The 19,296-nt window shown below is 64.1% G+C and carries 15 protein-coding genes; 2 read left to right on the plus strand and 13 right to left on the minus strand.

The features are described 5' to 3' along the window. Window positions 1-13: 13 nt before the first annotated feature. Genes pstA through CYJ07_RS07740 form a run of 3 tightly spaced genes read right to left on the minus strand, consistent with a single transcriptional unit; the run spans window position 14 to window position 3,691 of the window. Window positions 14-1,573, minus strand: a complete 1,560-nt coding sequence (pstA, locus tag CYJ07_RS07730; RefSeq protein WP_104203102.1) for a phosphate ABC transporter permease PstA — start codon at window positions 1,571-1,573, stop codon at window positions 14-16. Further along, window positions 1,570-2,703, minus strand: coding sequence for an ABC transporter permease subunit (locus CYJ07_RS07735; protein ID WP_104203103.1), 1,134 nt, complete (start codon window positions 2,701-2,703; stop codon window positions 1,570-1,572). Before CYJ07_RS07735 ends, pstA begins: the two co-directional genes overlap by 4 nt. Window positions 2,704-2,746: 43 nt before the next feature. After that, window positions 2,747-3,691, minus strand: coding sequence for a phosphate ABC transporter substrate-binding protein (locus tag CYJ07_RS07740; protein ID WP_104203104.1), 945 nt, complete (start codon window positions 3,689-3,691; stop codon window positions 2,747-2,749). Between the two features lie 175 nt (window positions 3,692-3,866). Between CYJ07_RS07740 and CYJ07_RS07745 the strand changes: the two genes are divergently transcribed. Then, window positions 3,867-4,274, plus strand: a complete 408-nt coding sequence (locus CYJ07_RS07745) for an acyl-CoA thioesterase (protein ID WP_104203105.1) — start codon at window positions 3,867-3,869, stop codon at window positions 4,272-4,274. Between the two features lie 70 nt (window positions 4,275-4,344). On the opposite strand, the gene CYJ07_RS07750 is transcribed toward CYJ07_RS07745, so the two are convergent. The 3 genes from CYJ07_RS07750 to hexR all read right to left on the minus strand — a co-directional run bounded on the left by CYJ07_RS07750 (window position 4,345) and on the right by hexR (window position 8,978). Beyond that, window positions 4,345-5,445: a TRAP transporter substrate-binding protein gene (locus CYJ07_RS07750; RefSeq protein ID WP_104203194.1), complete on the minus strand. Its 1,101-nt coding sequence runs from the start codon at window positions 5,443-5,445 to the stop codon at window positions 4,345-4,347. Window positions 5,446-5,616: 171 nt separating this feature from the next. Further along, on the minus strand, window positions 5,617-7,824 hold the full coding sequence (gene uvrD, locus CYJ07_RS07755; protein ID WP_104203106.1) for a DNA helicase II: 2,208 nt from the start codon (window positions 7,822-7,824) through the stop codon (window positions 5,617-5,619). A 290-nt stretch (window positions 7,825-8,114) separates the two neighbouring features. Beyond that, window positions 8,115-8,978 carry a transcriptional regulator HexR gene (gene hexR, locus CYJ07_RS07760; protein WP_104203107.1) on the minus strand — a complete coding sequence of 288 codons (864 nt, stop codon included), beginning with the start codon at window positions 8,976-8,978 and terminating at the stop codon, window positions 8,115-8,117. A 182-nt stretch (window positions 8,979-9,160) separates the two neighbouring features. Between hexR and CYJ07_RS07765 the strand changes: the two genes are divergently transcribed. Further along, entirely contained in the window at window positions 9,161-9,361 is a 201-nt protein-coding gene (locus CYJ07_RS07765; RefSeq protein ID WP_104203108.1) for a PA3496 family putative envelope integrity protein, read from the plus strand. Window positions 9,362-9,427: 66 nt separating this feature from the next. Here the strand turns inward: CYJ07_RS07765 and CYJ07_RS07770 are convergent, their stop codons facing one another. The 7 genes from CYJ07_RS07770 to CYJ07_RS07800 all read right to left on the minus strand — a co-directional run bounded on the left by CYJ07_RS07770 (window position 9,428) and on the right by CYJ07_RS07800 (window position 19,078). Beyond that, a complete protein-coding gene (locus tag CYJ07_RS07770) occupies window positions 9,428-10,774 on the minus strand; it encodes a sodium-dependent transporter (protein WP_104203109.1) in 1,347 nt (448 codons plus the stop codon). A 129-nt stretch (window positions 10,775-10,903) separates the two neighbouring features. Further along, complete coding sequence (locus tag CYJ07_RS07775; RefSeq protein WP_422666951.1) at window positions 10,904-11,761, minus strand: DUF72 domain-containing protein; 858 nt, start codon at window positions 11,759-11,761, stop codon at window positions 10,904-10,906. A gap of 127 nt (window positions 11,762-11,888) precedes the next feature. Then, window positions 11,889-13,556 carry a DUF945 family protein gene (locus CYJ07_RS07780; RefSeq protein ID WP_197038288.1) on the minus strand — a complete coding sequence of 556 codons (1,668 nt, stop codon included), beginning with the start codon at window positions 13,554-13,556 and terminating at the stop codon, window positions 11,889-11,891. A gap of 286 nt (window positions 13,557-13,842) precedes the next feature. Then, complete coding sequence (glmS, locus tag CYJ07_RS07785; protein WP_104203111.1) at window positions 13,843-15,678, minus strand: glutamine--fructose-6-phosphate transaminase (isomerizing); 1,836 nt, start codon at window positions 15,676-15,678, stop codon at window positions 13,843-13,845. Window positions 15,679-15,702: 24 nt separating this feature from the next. After that, the gene (glmU, locus tag CYJ07_RS07790) at window positions 15,703-17,070 is read right to left on the minus strand and encodes a bifunctional UDP-N-acetylglucosamine diphosphorylase/glucosamine-1-phosphate N-acetyltransferase GlmU (RefSeq protein ID WP_104203112.1); all 1,368 of its coding nucleotides are present in this window, start codon (window positions 17,068-17,070) and stop codon (window positions 15,703-15,705) included. A 99-nt stretch (window positions 17,071-17,169) separates the two neighbouring features. Then, the gene (locus tag CYJ07_RS07795) at window positions 17,170-18,237 is read right to left on the minus strand and encodes an FAD:protein FMN transferase (protein ID WP_104203113.1); all 1,068 of its coding nucleotides are present in this window, start codon (window positions 18,235-18,237) and stop codon (window positions 17,170-17,172) included. Between the two features lie 31 nt (window positions 18,238-18,268). After that, entirely contained in the window at window positions 18,269-19,078 is an 810-nt protein-coding gene (locus CYJ07_RS07800; RefSeq protein ID WP_104203114.1) for an undecaprenyl-diphosphate phosphatase, read from the minus strand. Window positions 19,079-19,296 lie beyond the last annotated feature (218 nt).

A 19,296-nucleotide genomic window follows, 5' to 3' on the forward strand; every position in this document is an offset into this window, starting at 1 on the left:
GAGCGACGCTTCCTCATGGTTGACGCGCCAGCACTCCGTGCCTCGCGCGGAAATAATGACGCAGTAATATGGCAGTCAGGTTAAGCAACAGTATCACCAGTACCAGCAGCAGTGCCGTGGCATAGACCACCGGCATCGCCGCCTGCACGTCGTTGCCGTGGAACGCCGTATCGTAGATGTGGTAGCCGAGGTGCATGAACTTGCGCTCAAGATGCAGGTAGGGGAACTCACCGTCCACCGGTACCTGTGGCGCCAGCTTGGCCACCCCGACCAGCATCAGCGGCGCCACCTCACCGGCGGCGCGGGCAACCGCCAGGATCACCCCGGTCAGCATCGCCGGTACCGCCATCGGCAGCACTACCCGTGTCAGCGTTTCCAGCCGGGTGGCGCCCAGCGCCAGGGCGCCTTCACGCTGCTCGACGGGAATCCGTGCCAGCCCTTCCTCGGTAGCCACGATCACTACCGGCAGGGTCAGCAGTGCCAGGGTCAGCGACGCCCACAGCAGCCCCCCGGTGCCGAAGGTGGGCGAAGGCAGCGCATCGCTGAAGAACCATTCGTCCAGCGAACTACCGATGCCGTAAACGAACACGCCCAGGCCGAACACGCCGTAGACGATCGAAGGCACGCCGGCGAGATTGCGCACCGCGATGCGCACCAGGTGGGTCATGCGCCCCTGGTGCGCCACCTCGTTGAGATAGACCGCCGCTAGCACGCCGAACGGAGTGACCAGCAGCGACATCAGCAGCACCATCAATACGGTACCGAAGATCGCCGGCCACACGCCCCCCGTGGCGTTGACGTCGCGAGGCCCCTCGGAGAGGAAGCGCCACACATTCTGCGCCCAAGCCATCAGCTTCTCCACCGGCGACATGGCGTTGGGCCGCCAGGCGCGCAGCACCTCGTCGAGGGGCTGCTCCAGGCGCCGCCCGCCGACACTCTCGACGATCGCCACTTCGCCGTGCATGCCGGCCTGCAGCGCACGCACCTTGTCATTCACTTCGGCCAACGCCTCGCGCGCATCGTGGTCGCCCGGGTTGGCATCGACACGCTGAACCAACGGGCGCAGCGTGTCGCGCACGAGCCGATCGCGCTCGTCGCGCAGTGCCTGCTGCGCCTGCAGGCGGGCTTGTAACCTGGGCCACACCGCCTCCTGATCGGGGTGATCGACGCTCAACCCGACCGGCCCCACCGCCACGAGACGTCCGATGAAGTCGCCGTATCGCCGCCGTTCCAGCACCACCAGATCCACGGGCCGCTGCTGGGAGGCAATGGCACTCACCGGTATCCATTCCCAGACGTGGCCATCGAAATCGCGGTTGCCGGTGAAATAAAGCCGCTCGTTCCCCTCCTGCCCAACCAACGGCAGCTCGCGTGTCGCACGGCCGGCGATCGCGCGGCCATCGTCCAGTGTCACCAGCGCCACTGACGCCGGCCAGAAGTGACCCAGCCCGCGCACGGCGATCAGCAGCAGCAGGCCACCCAGCATCAGCAGCGAGACCGCCACGCTGCCCGCTGCCAGCCAGGCCCAGGGTCCCTCGGAGCGCGGCAGACGGCGTACTGCGCGGCGCTTCATGGTGCGCCACCCAGCCAGCGATAGCGACGCCGCAGCCGGCTTCTCACCACCTCGGCCAGGGTGTTGACCAGGAACGTGAAGGCGAACAGCAGCAGCGCGGCCAGCATGAGCAGCAGGTATTCCTCGCTGCCCGGCACCGCCTCGGGCATCTCGACGGCGATGCCCGCCGCCATGGTGCGCATGCCCTCGAAGGGATTCAGGCTCATCAACGCGGTGTTGCCGCTGGCCATCAACACGATCATGGTCTCGCCCACCGCACGCCCGGCTCCGATCATGACCGCGGCGAAAATGCCGGGTGCAGCGGCCGGCAGTACGACTCGCCACAGCGTCTGCCAGCGAGTCGCCCCCAGCGCATGGGCGCCCTCTCCAAGCCGCGACGGCACGCCGGAAAGCGCGTCTTCCGCCAGAGCGTAGACGCTCGGCATCACGGCGAAACCCATCGCCAGACCCACGATCAGCGCGTTGCGCGTGGCATAGTCGAGTCCCAGCTCGGCATCCAGCCAGACCCGCAGGTCGCCGCCGAACAGCCTCGCTTCGACTATAGGTGACAGCGCGAAGCTGGCGTAGCCGAGCAGTGCCAGCCAGGGGATCAGCCACAGTCCGGCCCGCGACAGCGGCAGGCGCCGGCGCCAACCCACCGATAGCCGACGCCAGCTCGCCGCGGCCAGCAGGACACCCAGCGGCAGTATCGCCAGCAGGGCCAGCGAGCCTGCCAGGTGACGCTCGATCCAGGGTGCCAGCACCAGCCCGGCAATGAACCCCACTACCACGCCGGGCAGCGCTTCCATCATTTCGAGGCTCGGCTTCATGCGGCTGCGCAGTCGCTGCGACATGAATAGCGCCGAGTGCATCGCGGCGCCCAGTGCCAGCGGAATGGCGAAGACCATTGCCCCCAAGGCCGCCTTGAGCGTCCCCCAGGCCATCGGGGTCAACGCATCGCGAAGCCGTTCGGTATCGATGCCGCCCCCGGCGAGGGCCGGCAGCACTTCGAAAGCCAGAAAGGCGCCGATGGCCATGACCGCCCCGACCACGCCGATGCCGCCGGCGGCAATCAGGCCGGTGGCGAGCCGATCACGCTGGTGACGCCAGTGGGATCGCGGTGGGGAGGCGAGACGGGAAGGCTCTATCATGGTCGGCAGCGTATAACGGCTTGATGACAGTTGGATGACATGGCTACGGCGACGTATCAAGCCCCAGCCGGCGGCGCTGCTGCGCCAGCGCTTCGCCCGACAGCGCGACGAAACCCAGCTCGCTCACAGTGGCCTGCCCTTCAGGTGACAGGATCAGTTCGAGCAGGGCCCGCTCCGGGCCCGACAAGGCCTCGCCGGGCGGCAGGTTGGCATACAGGTAGAGCGAACGACTCAGCGGATAGTCGCCCTGACGCACACGCTCGGCGTCGGGGCGATAGCGATTGCCGTTCACCTCCAACGCCAGCGCCTTGACGCCAGGCGTCAAATGGTTGAGCCCGGCGTAGCCGATCCCCTCGGGGTTCTCGGTCACCGCCGCCACCACCGCCGCCGCACCGGGATGCTCATTGAGGCGGCGGCGATACTCGCCACCGCACAGGGCACGCTGGCGAAACAGCCCATAGCTGCCGGAAGCCGAATTGCGACCATGCAGTTCGATGCGTCCCTCGATCGTCTCGACGCCCAGCCGCTCCCAGCGGTCAAGTTCGCGTTCGGCACCACACCGTCGCGTACGCGAGAAGATGGCGTCGACCTGCGCCAGGCTCAGGAATTCCAGCGGATTGTGACGATGCACGATCACCACCAGGGCATCGCGCGCCACCTCCAGTTCCACCGGCGGATAGCCGTGTTCCTCGATGAAGGCGGTGCGCTCGTGGTCACGCATGGGACGCGACATGGGCCCGATTCGCGTGGTGCCCGCCGCCAGCGCGGGTGGGGCACTGGCCGACCCGCTGGCCTGCAGCTGCAGGCGAATGCCCGGATGACGCGCGGCAAGTTGTTCGCCCCAGCGCAGCATCAGTCCCGCCATGGTATCGGACCCCACCATGCCGAGAGTCCCCACCGGCTCGTCGGCAGCGGCCGAGGCCGGCAGCGACAACCACAGCGCCGCCAGGCATGCGCGAGGCCATCTCCATTTGCCCTGGATCGTCATCCGAAACTCCTGTCGCTAGGAAGCGAATCCGCCCCCACGGCGGGCGGGAATGTGCCATGCAGGGGATCATCACGGTGCTGGTGAGACAACCGCTTGGCGTTTAAGATGGCGCACTGCAGCCGTGCTGCAGTGCCGTATGACCGCCACAACAACAAGCCGAGCCGACAAAAACGCCATGACCGACCTCGACGACGTGCCAGCCCCCCAAGGCCATTTGACATTCAAGTTACTGGCCAACCGCCAGGATACCAACCTCTACGGCGATATTCCCGGCGGCTGGCTAGTACGCCATATGGATCAGGCCGCCGAGCTGGCCGCCGGTCGCGAAGCGCGCGGTCGTACCGCCACCGTGGCCATCGAGACCATGGACTTCCTGTGTCCGGTGCGCGTCGGTTCGATGGTGCATATCTTCACCGCCGTGCGCGAGATCGGCCACAGCTCGGTCAAGATCGACGTCGAGGTGTGGATTCGTCAGCCCCACGAACGCGAGACCAGCGAACTGCACAAGGTCACCGAAGCCCGCTTCGTGATGGTGGCGCTCGACGACAAGGGACGTATTCGCGCCGTCCGGCAGACGGGTTGACCGACTGCCCCGACCCAACGCAACGAGGGCGCCTAACGGCGCCCTCGTCTCGATGCAGGACGGACCGGCGTCAGTTGACGATGCTGTCACGGGCCTTGAGATAGGCGAACTCACCGGCATCGTTGGAGGCGCGAACCAGCCGCTGGAAGGCGACATAGGATTCGTAGACCTTGGCCGAATCGGGATCGTTCTCCACTTGCTCCTGAATGACCGTCTGAGACGCCTCGTAGAGAGCCTCCATGACGTCCTGCGGGAAGGTGCGCAGCTGCACGCCGTGCTCTTCCACCAGGGTCTCCAGCGCCTGGGCATTGCGATAGATGAACTCGCTGTACATCGCCAGGTTGGAAGCCCGTGCCGCCTCGGTTACCACCGCCTTGAGATCGTCGGGAAGCGCGTTCCAGGCATCCAGATTGACGGTTCCCTCGAGCACCGCCGACGGCTCGTTCCAGGACGAGGTGTAGTAGTAGTCCGCGACCTGATGCAGGCCGAAGGCCAGATCGTTGTAGGGGCTAACCCAGTCGGCGGCATCGAGTACGCCGGTCTGCATCGAGGTGAAGATCTCACCGCCCGGCATGTTGACGGTCGTCACACCGATACGGTTCATCGCCTCGCCTGCCAGGCCCGGCAGACGCAGCTTGAGGCCCTGAAGGTCGTCGAGGGAATTGATCTCTTTCTTGAACCAGCCGCCGGGCTGGGTGCCGGTATTGCCTACCGGGAACGGCTTGAGGTTGTGCTTGGCGTAGATTTCGTCCCACAGCTCCTGACCGCCGCCATGGTAGAGCCAGGCGTTGGTTTCGACGGTGTTCATGCCGAAGGGCACGGCGGTGAAGAACTGCGAGGCTGCCACCTTGCCACGCCAGTAGTAAGAGGCGGAATGGCCCATCTCGGCGGTGCCGGCAGCCACCGCGTCGAACACCTCGAGTGGCGGCACCAGTTCGCCGGCACCATGAACGCGAACGCGCATGCGGCCGTTGGAAAGCTGTTCGATACGCTGAGCGAACTCGTTGGCGCCCGTACCCAGGGCCGGAAAATTGGTCGGCCAGGAAGTGACCATGTTCCAGGTGATTGTCTCCTGCGCCTTGGCGGTAGAGACGAAGGGCGCGGCGGCGATGCCAGCGGCCCCCAGGCCGGCGGTCTTGAGGGTGTTCTTGAGAAAGTGTCGGCGTTGCATGGCGAGCATGACTCCGGTGTGAATTGTTCTGAGCCGCGTCGTGTCACGCGGTGTGTCGCTCGTGAGTATGCGGCAAGGACGATTTAACCGGCAAGCCGACCAATTGACGTAGAGGTCAACGTGCCCAGGGCCGCATATCGAATAATGTGCCGCAGCGCGTTCGAACGAAGCTCACAGCGGGGTGAGCTTGGCAAAGCCCAGCACCAGCCACTTGTCGCCCTCGCCTTCGAAGCTGACCTGAACCCGGGCGCGTTCCCCTTCTCCCTCGGCATTGAGAATCACGCCTTCGCCGAAAACCGGGTGATGCACGCGCTGGCCAAGGTTCAGGCTGGGCAGGTCGCCCCCGGGATCGACGCTGGTCTGGCGTGACAGCCCCACCGCCGGCCGGGCGGTCGTCACCGGGCGCGAGATCTGGCCGCGCAGGCGCACCTCCTCCAGGTACTCGGCCGGAATCTCGCGCAGAAAACGCGACGCCCGCTGAAAGGTCTCCTTGCCGTGCAGCCGGCGTATCTCGGCGTAGGTGAGGTAGAGCTTGCGCATGGCCCGGGTCAGGCCCACATAGCAGAGACGACGCTCCTCCTCGAGGCGGCCGGGTTCCTCCAGCGACATCTTGTGCGGGAACAGCCCCTCCTCGACACCGGCGATGAACACCACCGGGAACTCCAGCCCCTTGGCCGAGTGCAGCGTCATCAGCTGTACGCTGTCCTCGAACTCGTCGGCCTCATGCTCGCCGGCGTTGAGCGCCGCCTCGGCCAGGAAGCCCTCCAGCGCTACCGCCCCCTCGCCCGCCTCGGGCGGATCGAAGGACTCGCCCTGGGTGAAGGCGCGTGCGGCGTTGATCAGCTCTTCCAGGTTCTCGACCCGCGCCTGGCCCTTCTCGCCCTTCTCGCTCTGGTGATGTTCGACGAGACCTGAAGCCTCGTTCACATGGGCGATGATCTCGTGGAGCGACAAGCCGGCGGTATCGTTGTCGAGACGTTCGATCAGGTCGGCGAAGGCCTGCAGCGCCGCTCCGGCACGCCCCTTCAGCGCACCGTCGCTGAGGCCGTCGTGGAGCGCCTGCCATAGCGACACGCCGGCTAGTCGGGCGCGCTCGCGCAGCTGCTCCACCGTGCGCGTGCCGATTCCGCGGGGCGGCACGTTGACGATGCGCTCCAGCGAGGCGTCGTCGTCGCGGTTGAGCAACAGGCGCAGATAAGCCAGGGCGTTCTTGATCTCGAGACGCTCGTAGAAGCGTTGGCCGCCATAAATGCGGTAGGGCATGCCCTGGCGAATCAATGTTTCCTCGAGCACCCGCGACTGGGCATTGGAGCGGTAGAGGATGGCCACGTCGCGGCGGCGATGGCCCTCGTCGACCTTCTCCTTGATGGAGTCGACGATAAAGCGCGCCTCGTCCAGGTCATTGAAGCCGGCATAGACCGAGATCGGCTCGCCGCGCGCCCCGGCCGTCCACAGCTCCTTGCCCATGCGCTCGGCGTTGTGGCTGATCAGGGCGTTGGCGGCGTCGAGGATCGCGCTGGTGGAACGGTAGTTCTGTTCCAGCCGCACGGTGCGCGTCTTGGCGAATTCTTGCTCGAAGCGGCGAATGTTCTCGATGCGCGCCCCACGCCAGCCGTAGATCGATTGGTCGTCGTCCCCGACCACGGTCATCGGCGTTCTCATCCCGGTGAGCAGCTTGAGCCAGGCGTACTGCAGGGTGTTGGTATCCTGAAACTCGTCGACCAGCACGTGGGCGAAGCGCTCCTGATAATGGGCCAGCAGTGCCGGTGTGTCGCGCAAGAGTTCCAGACTCCGAAGCAGCAGCTCGCCGAAGTCGACCAGCCCGCCGCGCTCGCAGGTGAGCTGGTAGCGCTCGTAGAGTTCGACCATCTGGGCCAGATAGGCATCACCGTCGGTGTCGACCTGATGCGGCCGCAGCCCCTCCTCCTTGCAGCCGGAGATGAAGTACTGCACCTGCCGCGGCGGAAAGCGTTCGTCGTCGACCTGGTACTCCTTGAGCAGCCGCTTGATCAGCCGAAGCTGATCGTCGCTGTCGATGATCTGGAAGTGCTGCGGCAGCCGCGCATCCTGCCAGTGGGTGCGCAGCAGGCGATGGGCAATGGAGTGGAAGGTACCGACCCAGACATTGCGCAGCGACAGCCCCAGCAGCGCCTCGAGGCGAGTGCGCATTTCGCGCGCCGCCTTGTTGGTAAAGGTCACCGCCAGCACCGCGTAGGGCGACAGCCCTTCGGCCTGCATCAGCCAGGCGATGCGGTGCACCAGCACTCGGGTCTTGCCCGAGCCGGCTCCGGCCAGCACCAGCATGTTGCCCTGGGGCGCGCTTACCGCTTCGCGCTGAGCCGGATTCAACTGATCGAGAATCGCCGTGACGTCATCCATGGGAAGGGTACTGCCGCTGGAAGATTGATCGCCCAGCTTAGCATATTGTGCTCAGCTGATCCGGGCTGCGAGCAGCGTTACACGACGGCGGTTATAGTTCGCGGTTGTTCTGTCGGCGCCCCTTCGATCTATAAACAATTGATTTATCTAAAAAAGAGCTGATTTATGTCGCGAGCGATGAGAGGCTGGTCGCCGCCGGAGCGCAGCTCCCGGAGTGTAGCCTGCTACATGAGGAGAGCGAGCACCGCCGGCGGCCAGGATATCGAGCGCAGCAATAAATCAGCCTTTCCTCAAGGCTTGCCTTCCTGTTCCGGAAACCGCAACGGCGTCAGGCTCTTCTTTACCGCCTTTAGCTGCTCGGCGAGCTTCGGCCCGCGGGTCTTGGCCACACCCACGGCGAGCACGTCGACCAGTACCAGATGGGCGATGCGCGAGCTCATAGGCGTGTAGATCTCGGTGTCCTCGTGCACGTCGATGTACAGCGGCAGCGTCACTTCCTCGGACAGCGGCGACCCACTGGGACACAGGCCGATCACCGTGGCGCCGGCCTCGCGCGCCAGTCGCACGCTGGCGACCAGTGCTCGGGTACGCCCGGTCTGGGAAATCGCCACGACCACGTCACCCTCCTTGAGCGTCACTGCCGACATGTTCTGCATGTGCGGGTCGGCATAGGCCGCGGTGGAGATCTGCAGGCGGAAGAACTTGTGCTGGGCGTCGAAGGCCACCGCGCCGGAAGCGCCGAAGCCGTAGAACTCTACCCGATTGGCCATGGCCAGCGCCTGGATCGCCCGACTCAAGGCATCGTTGTCGAGCCGATCGCGCACCGACAGCAGGGTCCCCACCGTGGAATCGAAGATGCTCTGGGAGAATTCCGCGACTGAGTCGTCGTCGTTCATCGAGAACTGGGCGAACTGACTGCCCGACGCCAGCATCTGCGCCAGCTTGAGCTTGAAATCCTGGAAGCCGTTGCAACCCAGCGCCCGGCAGAAGCGCACCACAGTCGGTTCGCTGACCTTGGCTTCGGTGGCCAGGTCGACGATACGCATGTGGATCACTTCATCGGGATTACGCAGCACGAAGCGCGCCACCTTCTGCTCGGAGCGTCGAAAGTGCTCCATACGGCGTCTCATTTCATCGAACAGGGCGCGACTCACGCTGAACTCCTTGGTTAACGAAGCTGAAACTCAGTATGCCTCATACCGCCTCGCATGGGGAATTTCACCCGTAAAGCGTGGAAAGACCGCTTCGTCACGATTTTGTCAAGTGAGGTATAGTAAAGATGCTGTGAATGCATCTTGCTGTGTAAGAAGAACAGGCACAGAAGAAGGAGTCGATCATGCGTAAGGTCGAACGGGTCACTTCCGTCAAGAACGAACTTCTCGATATCTTCATGAGCATCAACGTTGCCGAGCACGAAAAACGCTCCCGCAGCGCCGCCCAGCGCAACCTTCGCGCCCGCCGCGGCATCGAGCTGCACAACGAGTTCAAACAGCTGGAACGGAATATTGCCGATCTGACCGAGGACGAAAGGCACTGAACGGCCGCCCGCAGGCGGCCGTTAGCGACAAGCGCAGGCCCCGGTAGCCGGGGCCTGGCGGGTGCCCTACCCCAGCAATGAGTGCAGGAATACCGCGACCACGCCCAGCGGTGCCACGTAGCGCGCCACCACGAGCCACAGCGACTCGCCGCCGCCGGAGAGGTTGAGTTCGGCGGCTACGCTCTGGCGATCCAGGCACCAGGCGACGAACAGAATCGCACCGAGGCCCGTCAGGGGCAGCAGAATCTTGCTGGTGAAGGTGTCCAGCAGGTCGAACACGTTGAGTCCGAAAATCAGGACATCTCCCAGCACGTTGAACGAGAGCAGGGCGAGAATGCCCAGTGCCCACACCGCGACCCCGCTAATCAACGTCGCCACGACGCGCGAAAGCGGCGTGCGCTCCTCGACGAATTCCACCACCGGTTCCAGCAGTGAAATGGCCGAGGTCAGGGCGGCAAACGTCAGCAGCAGGAAGAACATCAGGCCGAGCAGGGTACCGCCGGCCATGTTGCCAAAGGCCAGCGGCAGCGTGACGAAGATCAGCCCGGGGCCGGAAGCGAGGTCGAGGCCGTTGGCGAACACGATGGGAAAAATCGCCAGACCTGCCAGCAGCGCGATGCCGGTATCGAGAAGGATGACCGTCCGCGCGGTACTGAGCAGGTTGACCTCCTCGCCCAGGTAGGAGCCGTAAGCCATCATGATGCCCATGCCCAGCGAGAGGGTGAAAAAGGCCTGTCCCATGGCCGCCAGCACCACCTCACCGTTGATCGCGCCCCAATCGGGACGGAACATGAAGGAGAGCGCCTCGCCGAAGTGACCGGTGGTCATGCCGTAGCCCACCAGGATCAGCATCAGGATCACCAGTGCCGGCATCATGGTGCGTACCGCCCCTTCGAGCCCCTTGGTCACGCCGCGCGCCACGATACCGATCACCAGCACCATAAAGAGGGTGTGCCACAGCAGCAGTACCCCGGGGCTGGCCAGCATGCCGGTGAAGACGCCACCGACGCCCTCGGCATCCTGACCACTGAACGTCCCGGTGATCGAGCCCAACGTATAGGAGAGCGACCAGCCGCCGATCACGCTATAGAAGGAAAGGATAAGGAAGGCGCCGACCACGCCACTGACACCCACCAGTATCCAGACCGGCAGGTGACCGCCACGTCGAGCGAGATCGGACATGGCATTGATCGGATTCTCTTGCCCGCGCCGGCCGATCAGCCATTCCGCCACCAGGATAGGCAAGCCGATAACCGCGATGCAGAGCAGGTAGACCAGGACGAAGGCTGCCCCCCCGCTCTCACCCACCATGTAGGGAAACTTCCAGATATTGCCCAGCCCTACCGCCGAGCCAGCGGCCGCGAGCACGAAGGTCATCTTCGATGACCATTGTGCATGTACGAGTTTCGACATGAAATCACCTATTGTTGTGTAACTGGTCGTTGATCTCTCTCAAGGTGGAAAACACAGCAGATCGCGTGGTTTTCCACCCGAATGTCGGCAAATCTATCCGATCAAACGCTAGAAGACCAGCGATGCGGCTCAGAAGAGCGGGGCCTGGCGCTCGCCGGCGAAATCATCGAGTGGTGGCAAGCCAACTTCCTGGGACAGTGCCTCGTACAGGCATCTGGCCAGCTCCGGCGCCTTTCGGTTATTCGCGGTATGCACAAATAAAAAAGGGGTTTTCCCCTGAGTTATCCACAGTTTTAGCCGTGCTATCCAAGGCTGAAAGTAGTGCCGATTGATCGATTCATCGAGGTGGCCGATGAAACGAACCAGCGGCTGATCTGCCGTGGAAATCACGTGTAATGGGCATCTCGGTTTTTCTTGCTGGGCTTGAGCCAGGTCCGGCAGGCCAATGGCGGGGGTCGAGAAAAGCGGCCTGACGTCGAGCATCGCGCGATTGACACCGTGAGTTATCAACAGCCGGTTCAGTGCCGTCTCGGCCACCCCTTTGTGGAAAAATTCGGGGTGACGCACTTCGACCGCACAGGGCAAGCCAGAGGGCCAACGTTCTAGCAACGCCTCGAGCCGGGGCAGCCCGTCGGGGCCGAAATCCCGCGGCAACTGTACGAGCATAGGGCCCAGTCGATCGTGGAGTGGTGCCAGCGCCTCGAGAAAGGCATCCAGGGGAGCTTGGATCTCGCGCAAACGCCGAACATGAGTGAGTTCGGCAGGCAGTTTGAAACAGAAGCGGAAGTTCGGCGGCGCCTGACGTGACCAGGCGGTTACGGTCTGCGGCTTGGGCGCACCGCTATAGAAAGTGGTATTTCCCTCCACGGCCGAGAATACGCGGGCATAGTCGGCCAACCAGCCCTCCTGGCCGGCATAGGGCGGGTAGAGCGAGCCGCACCACTCGGGGTTGGCCCACATGGGCAGGCCCAGAAACAATCGAGACATGATTGTCACGTCGCTGTCGAAAAGTTGCCAAAGCGCCGCCTGGCTGGCGCTGCCGTTCCATTATCGCCTAGCGCACCCCCTGCAGCGGCAGTTCGCGTCCGCCCGATGCGCCAGGCCTACCTTCCGCTCAGAACAGGGACAGTAGCCAATCGGCCGGTTCGCCGTTCAGCAGGAGTGCACCGCTCTGCCATTTTGCATGCATGCTGTAGTGATCGTCCCCTTCACGACGAACGATGCCATGCTCCAGCATCTCCTGCAGTTGACCGGTCACCATCTCCTTGGCCAGCGTGTCGAGTTCGCTTCCTGTGACCTGGCCACTGTATTGCTGGCGAATCGACTCGCGCGCCACCTTGTGCAGCAACGAGGCGGAAACGTTTGCGCTCAGTTCCAACCGATTCTCCGGCAGAAGCAGCGCCCGCTTACCCAACTCGGCGAACGCATGAGGCGCGAGTTCGGCGTCCAGCTCCAGGTCGGCACCGGCCTCGCCCATGCTGAACGACACCGGCCTGAGGCTGAGAGCGGAGCGATCCCCCATCAGCATTCCTCCGGTCTGCTCCATGCGCCCGAAGATTGCCAGCAGCGCTTCCGGATCGTCGACTCCGGCGTTCTCTATCGCCTCGTAGACCAGATCCCAGAGCGTGTCATAGCCGGCGCGGCGCAACTGCCCGTAGCTGGTCTCGACGTGAAAGCTCAGCCCCTCCTCCATGCCATGAACGAGGAGATCGTTCGATGCCGTCAGCGTCACCATCTTGAAGGTCTCTTCACTCTCCGGCTGCACTCCCACTTGGAAGTGCATCGTCTGAGCCGATATCCTCGGTCCTCTCCCCTGTCGCATCGCCAGGCCGTCGATATCAAAGCCCAATTCGCCATACCAGGTATTGCCATGCTGACGAGTGGCGGCAAGGTCGAATCCCATAGCATCCGTCGTCATATGGAAATCGGGCTCCGTCGCTTCGAAACCCTCCATCCCCACATGAGAAGCGAGACGTTCGAAACGCCCCTCGGGATCGAAGTGAAGGGCGATATCAACGGTTTGCCCTTCGACACGCGACTCGCCCGTTGGCTCCGGTTCGCGACTCTCCGACACCATGGCGCTTTCCTGCGAGTGAAACTTGAGCTCACGCAGCACGCCATCGGGGAAACGGGCGGTGAAATTCCCGGTCGAGCCCGTAAAGGTATGCACGGCGGTGGGCTCCACCAACCGGGACGGTCCCATGCGGGTGCTGCTGCGGTACTCGCCCGTGCCGGGGTCGTAACGGAAATCGCCGCCTCGGTAATCGGCGACGTAGCGCAAATCGATGCCGGCATCGCTGAGCATAGGCCCGGCACTCAGCGTCATTTCGAAAGGCCGCCATTCGCCTCGAATCACCCGATCGAAACCGATGCTGGCGTCGTAATGAGAGGACGGCCGCTCTTCTTCGAGGATCATCAGTTGTTCGAACGTCCAACCCGAAGTTTCGAGACGTCCCTCCACGTTGGCCAGGCTGCCCGTAAAAGGACCATGCGAGATGCGATCAGTCACGCCGATTCGCAGCGGCTCTCCCGCGATCTCTTGCGTCATGAGGGAGCCGAGCATCTGCGCATACGCACGTTCAAGCTCTTGGTCCATGACCAGCTCGTAGCTAGCCCGTGCCGATAGCCAGCCGCGCTCGTACGCGACATTCTCTACCCGAAGATAGCCAAACGCCTCGAGTTGCCTCAGGTAGTCGGCATATCGCTTCTCGACCTGTTGCCCAACCCAGTAGGGCGTTCCCAGCGCTATCGCAACGACCAGCGCCACCAGAACGGGAATCACCGATTTCCATCGGCCCCGTTTCAATTCCTTCCCTTTCCCCACGTCGAAGCCCTTTTTTTGGTATCTGTCCAAACGAAATCGGCAGCAGCATGCCGTGCACGCTGCTGCCGAAAAATCGAGCCGGGCAAATGCGGAATTGCCTCAGCTCAGCCTTACACCGCTTATAATCGGCCGAAATGGCTCATTGAGCGCTCACAAGTTTCGTCTTTTACCCGATTTCCGTCCTGCCTGGCTATCGTCCGGCACTCTTTTCAGAAATCACCTACAGACAGTATCGACGAAGTCTTCACTCCACCGTCACCGACTTGGCCAGATTGCGCGGCTGATCCACGTCGGTGCCCTTGAGCACCGCCACATGGTAGCTCAGCAGTTGCAGGGGCACTGTATACAGGATCGGCGCCAGGGCGTCGTGCACATGGGGCAGAAACAGGACGTGAACCCCCTCTTGCGCCTCGATACCCACCCGCTCGTCGGCGAATACAAACAGCTCTCCGCCGCGGGCTCGCACTTCCTGCAGGTTGGATTTCAGTTTGTCCAGCAGCTCGTCGTTGGGCGCTACCGAGATCACCGGCATCTCGCTGTCGACCAGCGCCAGCGGACCGTGCTTGAGTTCGCCGGCGGGGTACGCCTCGGCATGGATGTAGGAGATTTCCTTGAGCTTGAGTGCTCCCTCCAATGCGATGGGGAAGTGCGCACCGCGACCGAGGAACAGTGCATGGTGCTTTTCGGCGAAAGCCGTCGACAGCGCCTCGATCTCGCCGTCCAGACCAAGTACCTGGGAAACCCGCTTCGGCAGCTCGCGCAGGGCGGCGACCAGCTCTGCCTGGGTTCCGCTATCGAGTCCCTTGACCCGCCCCAATGCCAGCGTCAGCAGCATCAGCGCGGTGAGCTGCGTGGTGAAGGCCTTGGTCGAGGCGACGCCGATTTCCGGCCCGGCCTGAGTCATCAAGGTCAGGTCGGATTCACGCACCAACGAGCTGCCCGGCACGTTGCAGATCGCCACGCTGCCGAGATAGCCCTGTTCGCGCGCGAAGCGAAGCGCCGCCAGGGTATCGGCCGTCTCGCCCGACTGCGACAGGGTCACGAACAGGGTATCTTCGGGAACCACTACCGTGCGGTAGCGATACTCGGAGGCGACTTCCACCTGTACCGGTACGCCGGCGTAGCGCTCGAGCCAGTAGCGCGCCACCAGCCCGGCGTGAAAGCTCGTGCCGCAGGCGACGATATGGATCTGCTTCGCTCGCTCGAACAGCGCCTCGGCGTCGGGTCCGAAAGTCTCCGCCGGCACCGAACGCTCGCCCAGTCGCCCCTCGAGCGTGGCAGCGATCACCTCGGGCTGCTCGAAGATTTCCTTAAGCATGAAGTGGCGATAGTCGCCCTTGCTGGCCGCCCCGTCGCCGTGCTCGAAAGTCTGTACCGGACGATTCATCGTCTCGCCGCGAGCGTCGAAGACATCGATGCGTCCACCGCCTGAGAGACGCACCACGTCACCCTCCTGCAGGTAGACGAAACGATCGGTGACCTGCAGCAGCGCCAGCGGGTCCGAGCCGAGGAAAGCCTCATCGATGCCGACCCCCACCACCAGCGGGCTGCCCTTGCGCGCGCCGACGATGGTGTCGGGTTCGTCGGCATGCAGCACCGCCAGGGCATAGGCACCCTCGAGTCGCGCCAGCACGCGCTGCACCGCGGCCAATAGGCCGCCGCCACGGCGAAACTCCTGATCGATCAGGTGCGCCACGACCTCGGTATCGGTCTCTGAAGCGAAGCCGTAGCCCGCCGTCTGCAGCTCGCGACGCAGCGACTCATGATTTTCGATGATGCCGTTGTGCACCAGGGCCAGCCGGTCGCCTGACTGGTGCGGATGCGCATTTTCCTCGCTGGGCCGGCCATGGGTGGCCCAACGGGTGTGGGCGATGCCGCATCGACCCGGCAAGGGTTCGCTCTCAAGCCGAGTCTCCAGCGCGGCCACCTTGCCCATCGCCCGGCTGCGCTGCAGCGCTCCCTGAGGTGACAGAACCGCCATGCCGGCCGAATCGTAGCCGCGGTATTCGAGCCGCCGCAGTCCCTCGAGCAGGATACCTTCCACATTGCGCCCAGTGACGGCGCCGACGATTCCACACATGACGATTCCTCGCGCTGCTTGGGTTCAGTGATCCCGGGTCTTGGTCGGACGCGGCCAGTCGGGCTTGCTGACCTGACGTCCACGAGAGACGGCCAGGGCATTGTCGGCCACGTCCTTGCTGATGGTCGAACCGGCACCGACGGTGGCGCCACGACCGACACTGACCGGCGCCACCAGGGCGGTGTTGGAGCCGATGAAGGCTCCATCGCCGATGTCGGTACGGTGCTTGTTGGCACCGTCGTAGTTGCAAGTGATGGTACCGGCGCCGACGTTGACGTCGCGCCCCAGCCGCGCATCGCCCACATAGCTGAGGTGATTGATCTTGCTCCCCTCGCCGACCTCCGCGTTCTTGGTCTCGACGAAGTTGCCCACCCGGGCGCTCGGCGCCAACCGCGTCCCTGGGCGCAGCCGGGCGAAGGGGCCGATGCGGTTGAGGCCGGCCGCCACGGTCCCCTCGATCACGCTGTGGGCCTCTATCACGGTTTCCGCGCCGATTCGGCTGTCGCGAATCACGCAGTGGGGACCGATGCGCACCCCCTCGCCGAGCTCCACCTCGCCTTCGAACACGCAGCCCACGTCGATCTCGACGTCGTGGCCGCAAGTCAGACGCCCGCGCACGTCTAGGCGTGCCGGATCGAGCAACGCCACCCCTTCTCTCATCAGCGCCTCGGCGATGCGCGCCTGGTACGCACGTTCGAGCCGGGCCATCTGCTGTCGGTTGTTGATCCCCTCCACCTCGAGCGGATCGGCCGGCTGTGCCGTGGCGATTGCCACCCCATCGGCGGCAGCCATGGCGATCACGTCGGTGAGGTAATACTCACCCTGGGCATTGTCGGCGGAGAGCCGCGGCAGCCAACGGCGCAGCTGCTTCGCCGTCATGGCCATGATACCGGTATTGCACTCGTGAATCGCCAGCTCTTCCGCGCCGGCGTCCTTCTGCTCGACGATCGCCACCGCTTCTCCCGCTGCGTCGCGCACGATGCGTCCGTAGCCGGTGGGGTCGTCGAGCATCACGGTGAGCAGTCCCATACGCGACTCGTCGACTTGGGCGAGCAGCGTCGCCAAGGTGTCGCGCCGGATCAACGGGACGTCGCCATACAGCACCAGCACCTTGCCGTCGCCCAGCCCTTCCAGAGCCTGGGCCACCGCATGGCCGGTACCCTTCTGTTCGGCCTGCAGAGCGAAGCGTACCGGAGTGTCGTCGAGCGCCTCTCGCACCCGCTCGGCGCCGTGGCCGACCACCACGTGCAACCGATCCGCCTCGAGCTGCCGGGCAGTGTCGAGCACGTGACGAACCATCGGCTTGCCGGCCAGACGATGCAGTACCTTGGGCAGTGTCGAGCGCATTCGCGTGCCCTGCCCGGCCGCCAGAATCACCACATCGAGGGTCATCGAAGCCTCCTTGTCCATTCGCTTGGGTCCAACACAGGGAGCGCGACGGCTCGCCCGTTTCGTCATGATGGTGTCGCACGCGGCGTTTCGACGCGACGCTCAGCGCACCTCCAGCTCCATCTCCTCGGCGAGCGACTCACCGAAATACTCGACGAAGGCGGGGCTCGCCATACTGTTCCAGCCATTATCTTCGCGCACCAGCATCAACACTCGAAGATCCTGCCCTCGCGCCAGCGCCAACCCCTCTTCTTCTCCCAACACCATCATCGCCGTGGCCCAGGCGTCGGCCCAGGCGTTGGAGGGGTGTGCCACGGTCACCGAAGCCACGCGATGCTCGATCGGGCGACCCGTGCGCGGATCGATGGTATGCGAGTAACGCTTGCCGTCTTCCTCGAAATAGTTGCGGTAATCGCCCGAGGTAGCCACCGAAATGTCGTGCAGCGGCACGATATGGGTCGCCTCCTGGCGGTCGTCGAGCGGCGCCTCGATGCCGATGCGCCAAGACTGCCGTTCGCCGTCGCGAAAGCCGCGGACGATCAGATCGCCCCCCAGGTTGACCAGGTAGTGCTCGATTGCCTGGGCGTCGAGATAGGCAGCCACGCGATCGGTGGCATGGCCCTTGGCCACGCCGCCGAGATTGACGAAGACATCGCGAACCCGTCGCGCCTGCAGCTCGTCGACATCGATCTCGATGCTGTCGGGGCCGACCTGGGCCAGTCGTTGACGCAATGTCTCGTCGTCGGGAATCTCCCGCGGACGCGCCTCGGAGCCAAAACTCCACAGGTTGACCAGACCGCCCACGGTGACGTCGAAGGCCCCACCGCTGGCCTCGGCCACCGCCTGACTGATCGCCAACACTTCGATCAGCTCATTGGAGAGAGGCTGCCATTCGCCAATCGGTGCCTGGTTGAAGGCCATCAGTTCCGAGTCATCGCGGTAGACCGACATGGCGACATCCACCTGCTCCAGCACCTCGAGCAGCCCCGCTTCCAACTCTTGGGCTCGCCCTTGTGTCAAAGGGTCGGCAATGGTGACCTGATAGAAGGAACCGAAAATGTCGCCCTCGAGGCGTACCGGCGAATCCAGCGGGCGCTCGCTCTCGGAACAGCCAGCGAACAGCCCCAGGCACAGCATGGCGATGACGGCGAGACGCAGGACGAAACTCATGGTAGCAGGCTCCAGACTCCGTGTGGCATGACTAGGCGAAGATCCACAGCAGCCACAGCCCGAGAACGACACGGTAGAAGACGAAGGGTTGCATGCCGATCCGCTTGATGAAGGCAATGAAGTAGTGAATGCAGAGATAGGCGCTGACTCCCGACAGCAGCACCCCGACGCCCATCGCCGGCCAGTCGATAGCCTGCGGGACCTGCATCAGCCCGACGATCTCAAGCCCGGCCGCCAGCGCGGTGACCGGGATCGAGAGCAGAAACGAGAAGCGCGCCGCCCCCTCGCGGCTCATGCCCAGCAGCAGCGCTGCGGTGATGGTGATGCCGGAGCGTGACGTGCCCGGAATCAGCGCCAGTGCCTGGGCAAGGCCGATGATCATGGCATCGCGCAGCATGAGCTGGTATTCATCGCGCCCCGCTCGCTTGCGCCAGTCGGCGTAGCCTAGCAGCAGGCCGAAGCCGATCAGGCTGACGCCGATCAGCACCGGTGAACGCATGCCGAATTCGATCACATCGTGAAAGGCGAGGCCGGCCACGCATACCGGAATAGTTGCCAGCAATACCCACCAAGCGAGGCGGGCATCGGGATCTTTTACCTGGAGACGCAGCGCTCCTCCCAGCGAACCGGCCCAACTGACCGCCATGCGCTGCAGGTCGTCACGGAAGTAGATCACCACGGCCATCAGGCTGCCCAGGTGCATGGCGACATCGAAGATCAGTCCCTGGTCGGTCCAGTCAGTGAGAACCGGTACCAGAATCAGGTGGGCGGAGCTGGAAATCGGCAGGAACTCGGTCAACCCCTGGATCACGGACAGCACGACGACCTGAAGCCAATCCATATGGCATTTCTCCTGACGGCAAGCATCTCGCGCCGCGCCAAAGCGGCGCGCACGGAAAGGAACGCAGAGAGGATACACGGACCATCGCCGCTTGTCCGCCGTCTCACGATGACGACAGTGGCTCGTTCAACGGCTTCGCGGCCTGTCGCCGTTCGACGTCAACGTGCGGTCCCATGCCGGTCGAGCGGCACTCACCGCAGAGCTGGACGCGAGCTTCA

It is taken from the genome of Billgrantia saliphila (genome assembly GCF_002930105.1).
In the GTDB taxonomy this organism is placed as follows: domain Bacteria; phylum Pseudomonadota; class Gammaproteobacteria; order Pseudomonadales; family Halomonadaceae; genus Halomonas; species Halomonas saliphila.

What these genes read in the sequence shown, in the direction of transcription:
- pstA (WP_104203102.1), bottom strand. Translation starts at nt 1,573, where the DNA reads ATGAAGCGCCGCGCAGTACGCCGTCTGCCGCGCTCCGAGGGACCCTGG.
- CYJ07_RS07735 (WP_104203103.1), bottom strand. Translation starts at nt 2,703, where the DNA reads ATGATAGAGCCTTCCCGTCTCGCCTCCCCACCGCGATCCCACTGGCGT.
- CYJ07_RS07740 (WP_104203104.1), bottom strand. Translation starts at nt 3,691, where the DNA reads ATGACGATCCAGGGCAAATGGAGATGGCCTCGCGCATGCCTGGCGGCG.
- CYJ07_RS07745 (WP_104203105.1), top strand. Translation starts at nt 3,867, where the DNA reads ATGACCGACCTCGACGACGTGCCAGCCCCCCAAGGCCATTTGACATTC.
- CYJ07_RS07750 (WP_104203194.1), bottom strand. Translation starts at nt 5,445, where the DNA reads ATGCAACGCCGACACTTTCTCAAGAACACCCTCAAGACCGCCGGCCTG.
- uvrD (WP_104203106.1), bottom strand. Translation starts at nt 7,824, where the DNA reads ATGGATGACGTCACGGCGATTCTCGATCAGTTGAATCCGGCTCAGCGC.
- CYJ07_RS07765 (WP_104203108.1), top strand. Translation starts at nt 9,161, where the DNA reads ATGCGTAAGGTCGAACGGGTCACTTCCGTCAAGAACGAACTTCTCGAT.
- CYJ07_RS07770 (WP_104203109.1), bottom strand. Translation starts at nt 10,774, where the DNA reads ATGTCGAAACTCGTACATGCACAATGGTCATCGAAGATGACCTTCGTG.
- CYJ07_RS07775 (WP_422666951.1), bottom strand. Translation starts at nt 11,761, where the DNA reads ATGTCTCGATTGTTTCTGGGCCTGCCCATGTGGGCCAACCCCGAGTGG.
- glmS (WP_104203111.1), bottom strand. Translation starts at nt 15,678, where the DNA reads ATGTGTGGAATCGTCGGCGCCGTCACTGGGCGCAATGTGGAAGGTATC.
- glmU (WP_104203112.1), bottom strand. Translation starts at nt 17,070, where the DNA reads ATGACCCTCGATGTGGTGATTCTGGCGGCCGGGCAGGGCACGCGAATG.
- CYJ07_RS07795 (WP_104203113.1), bottom strand. Translation starts at nt 18,237, where the DNA reads ATGAGTTTCGTCCTGCGTCTCGCCGTCATCGCCATGCTGTGCCTGGGG.
- CYJ07_RS07800 (WP_104203114.1), bottom strand. Translation starts at nt 19,078, where the DNA reads ATGGATTGGCTTCAGGTCGTCGTGCTGTCCGTGATCCAGGGGTTGACC.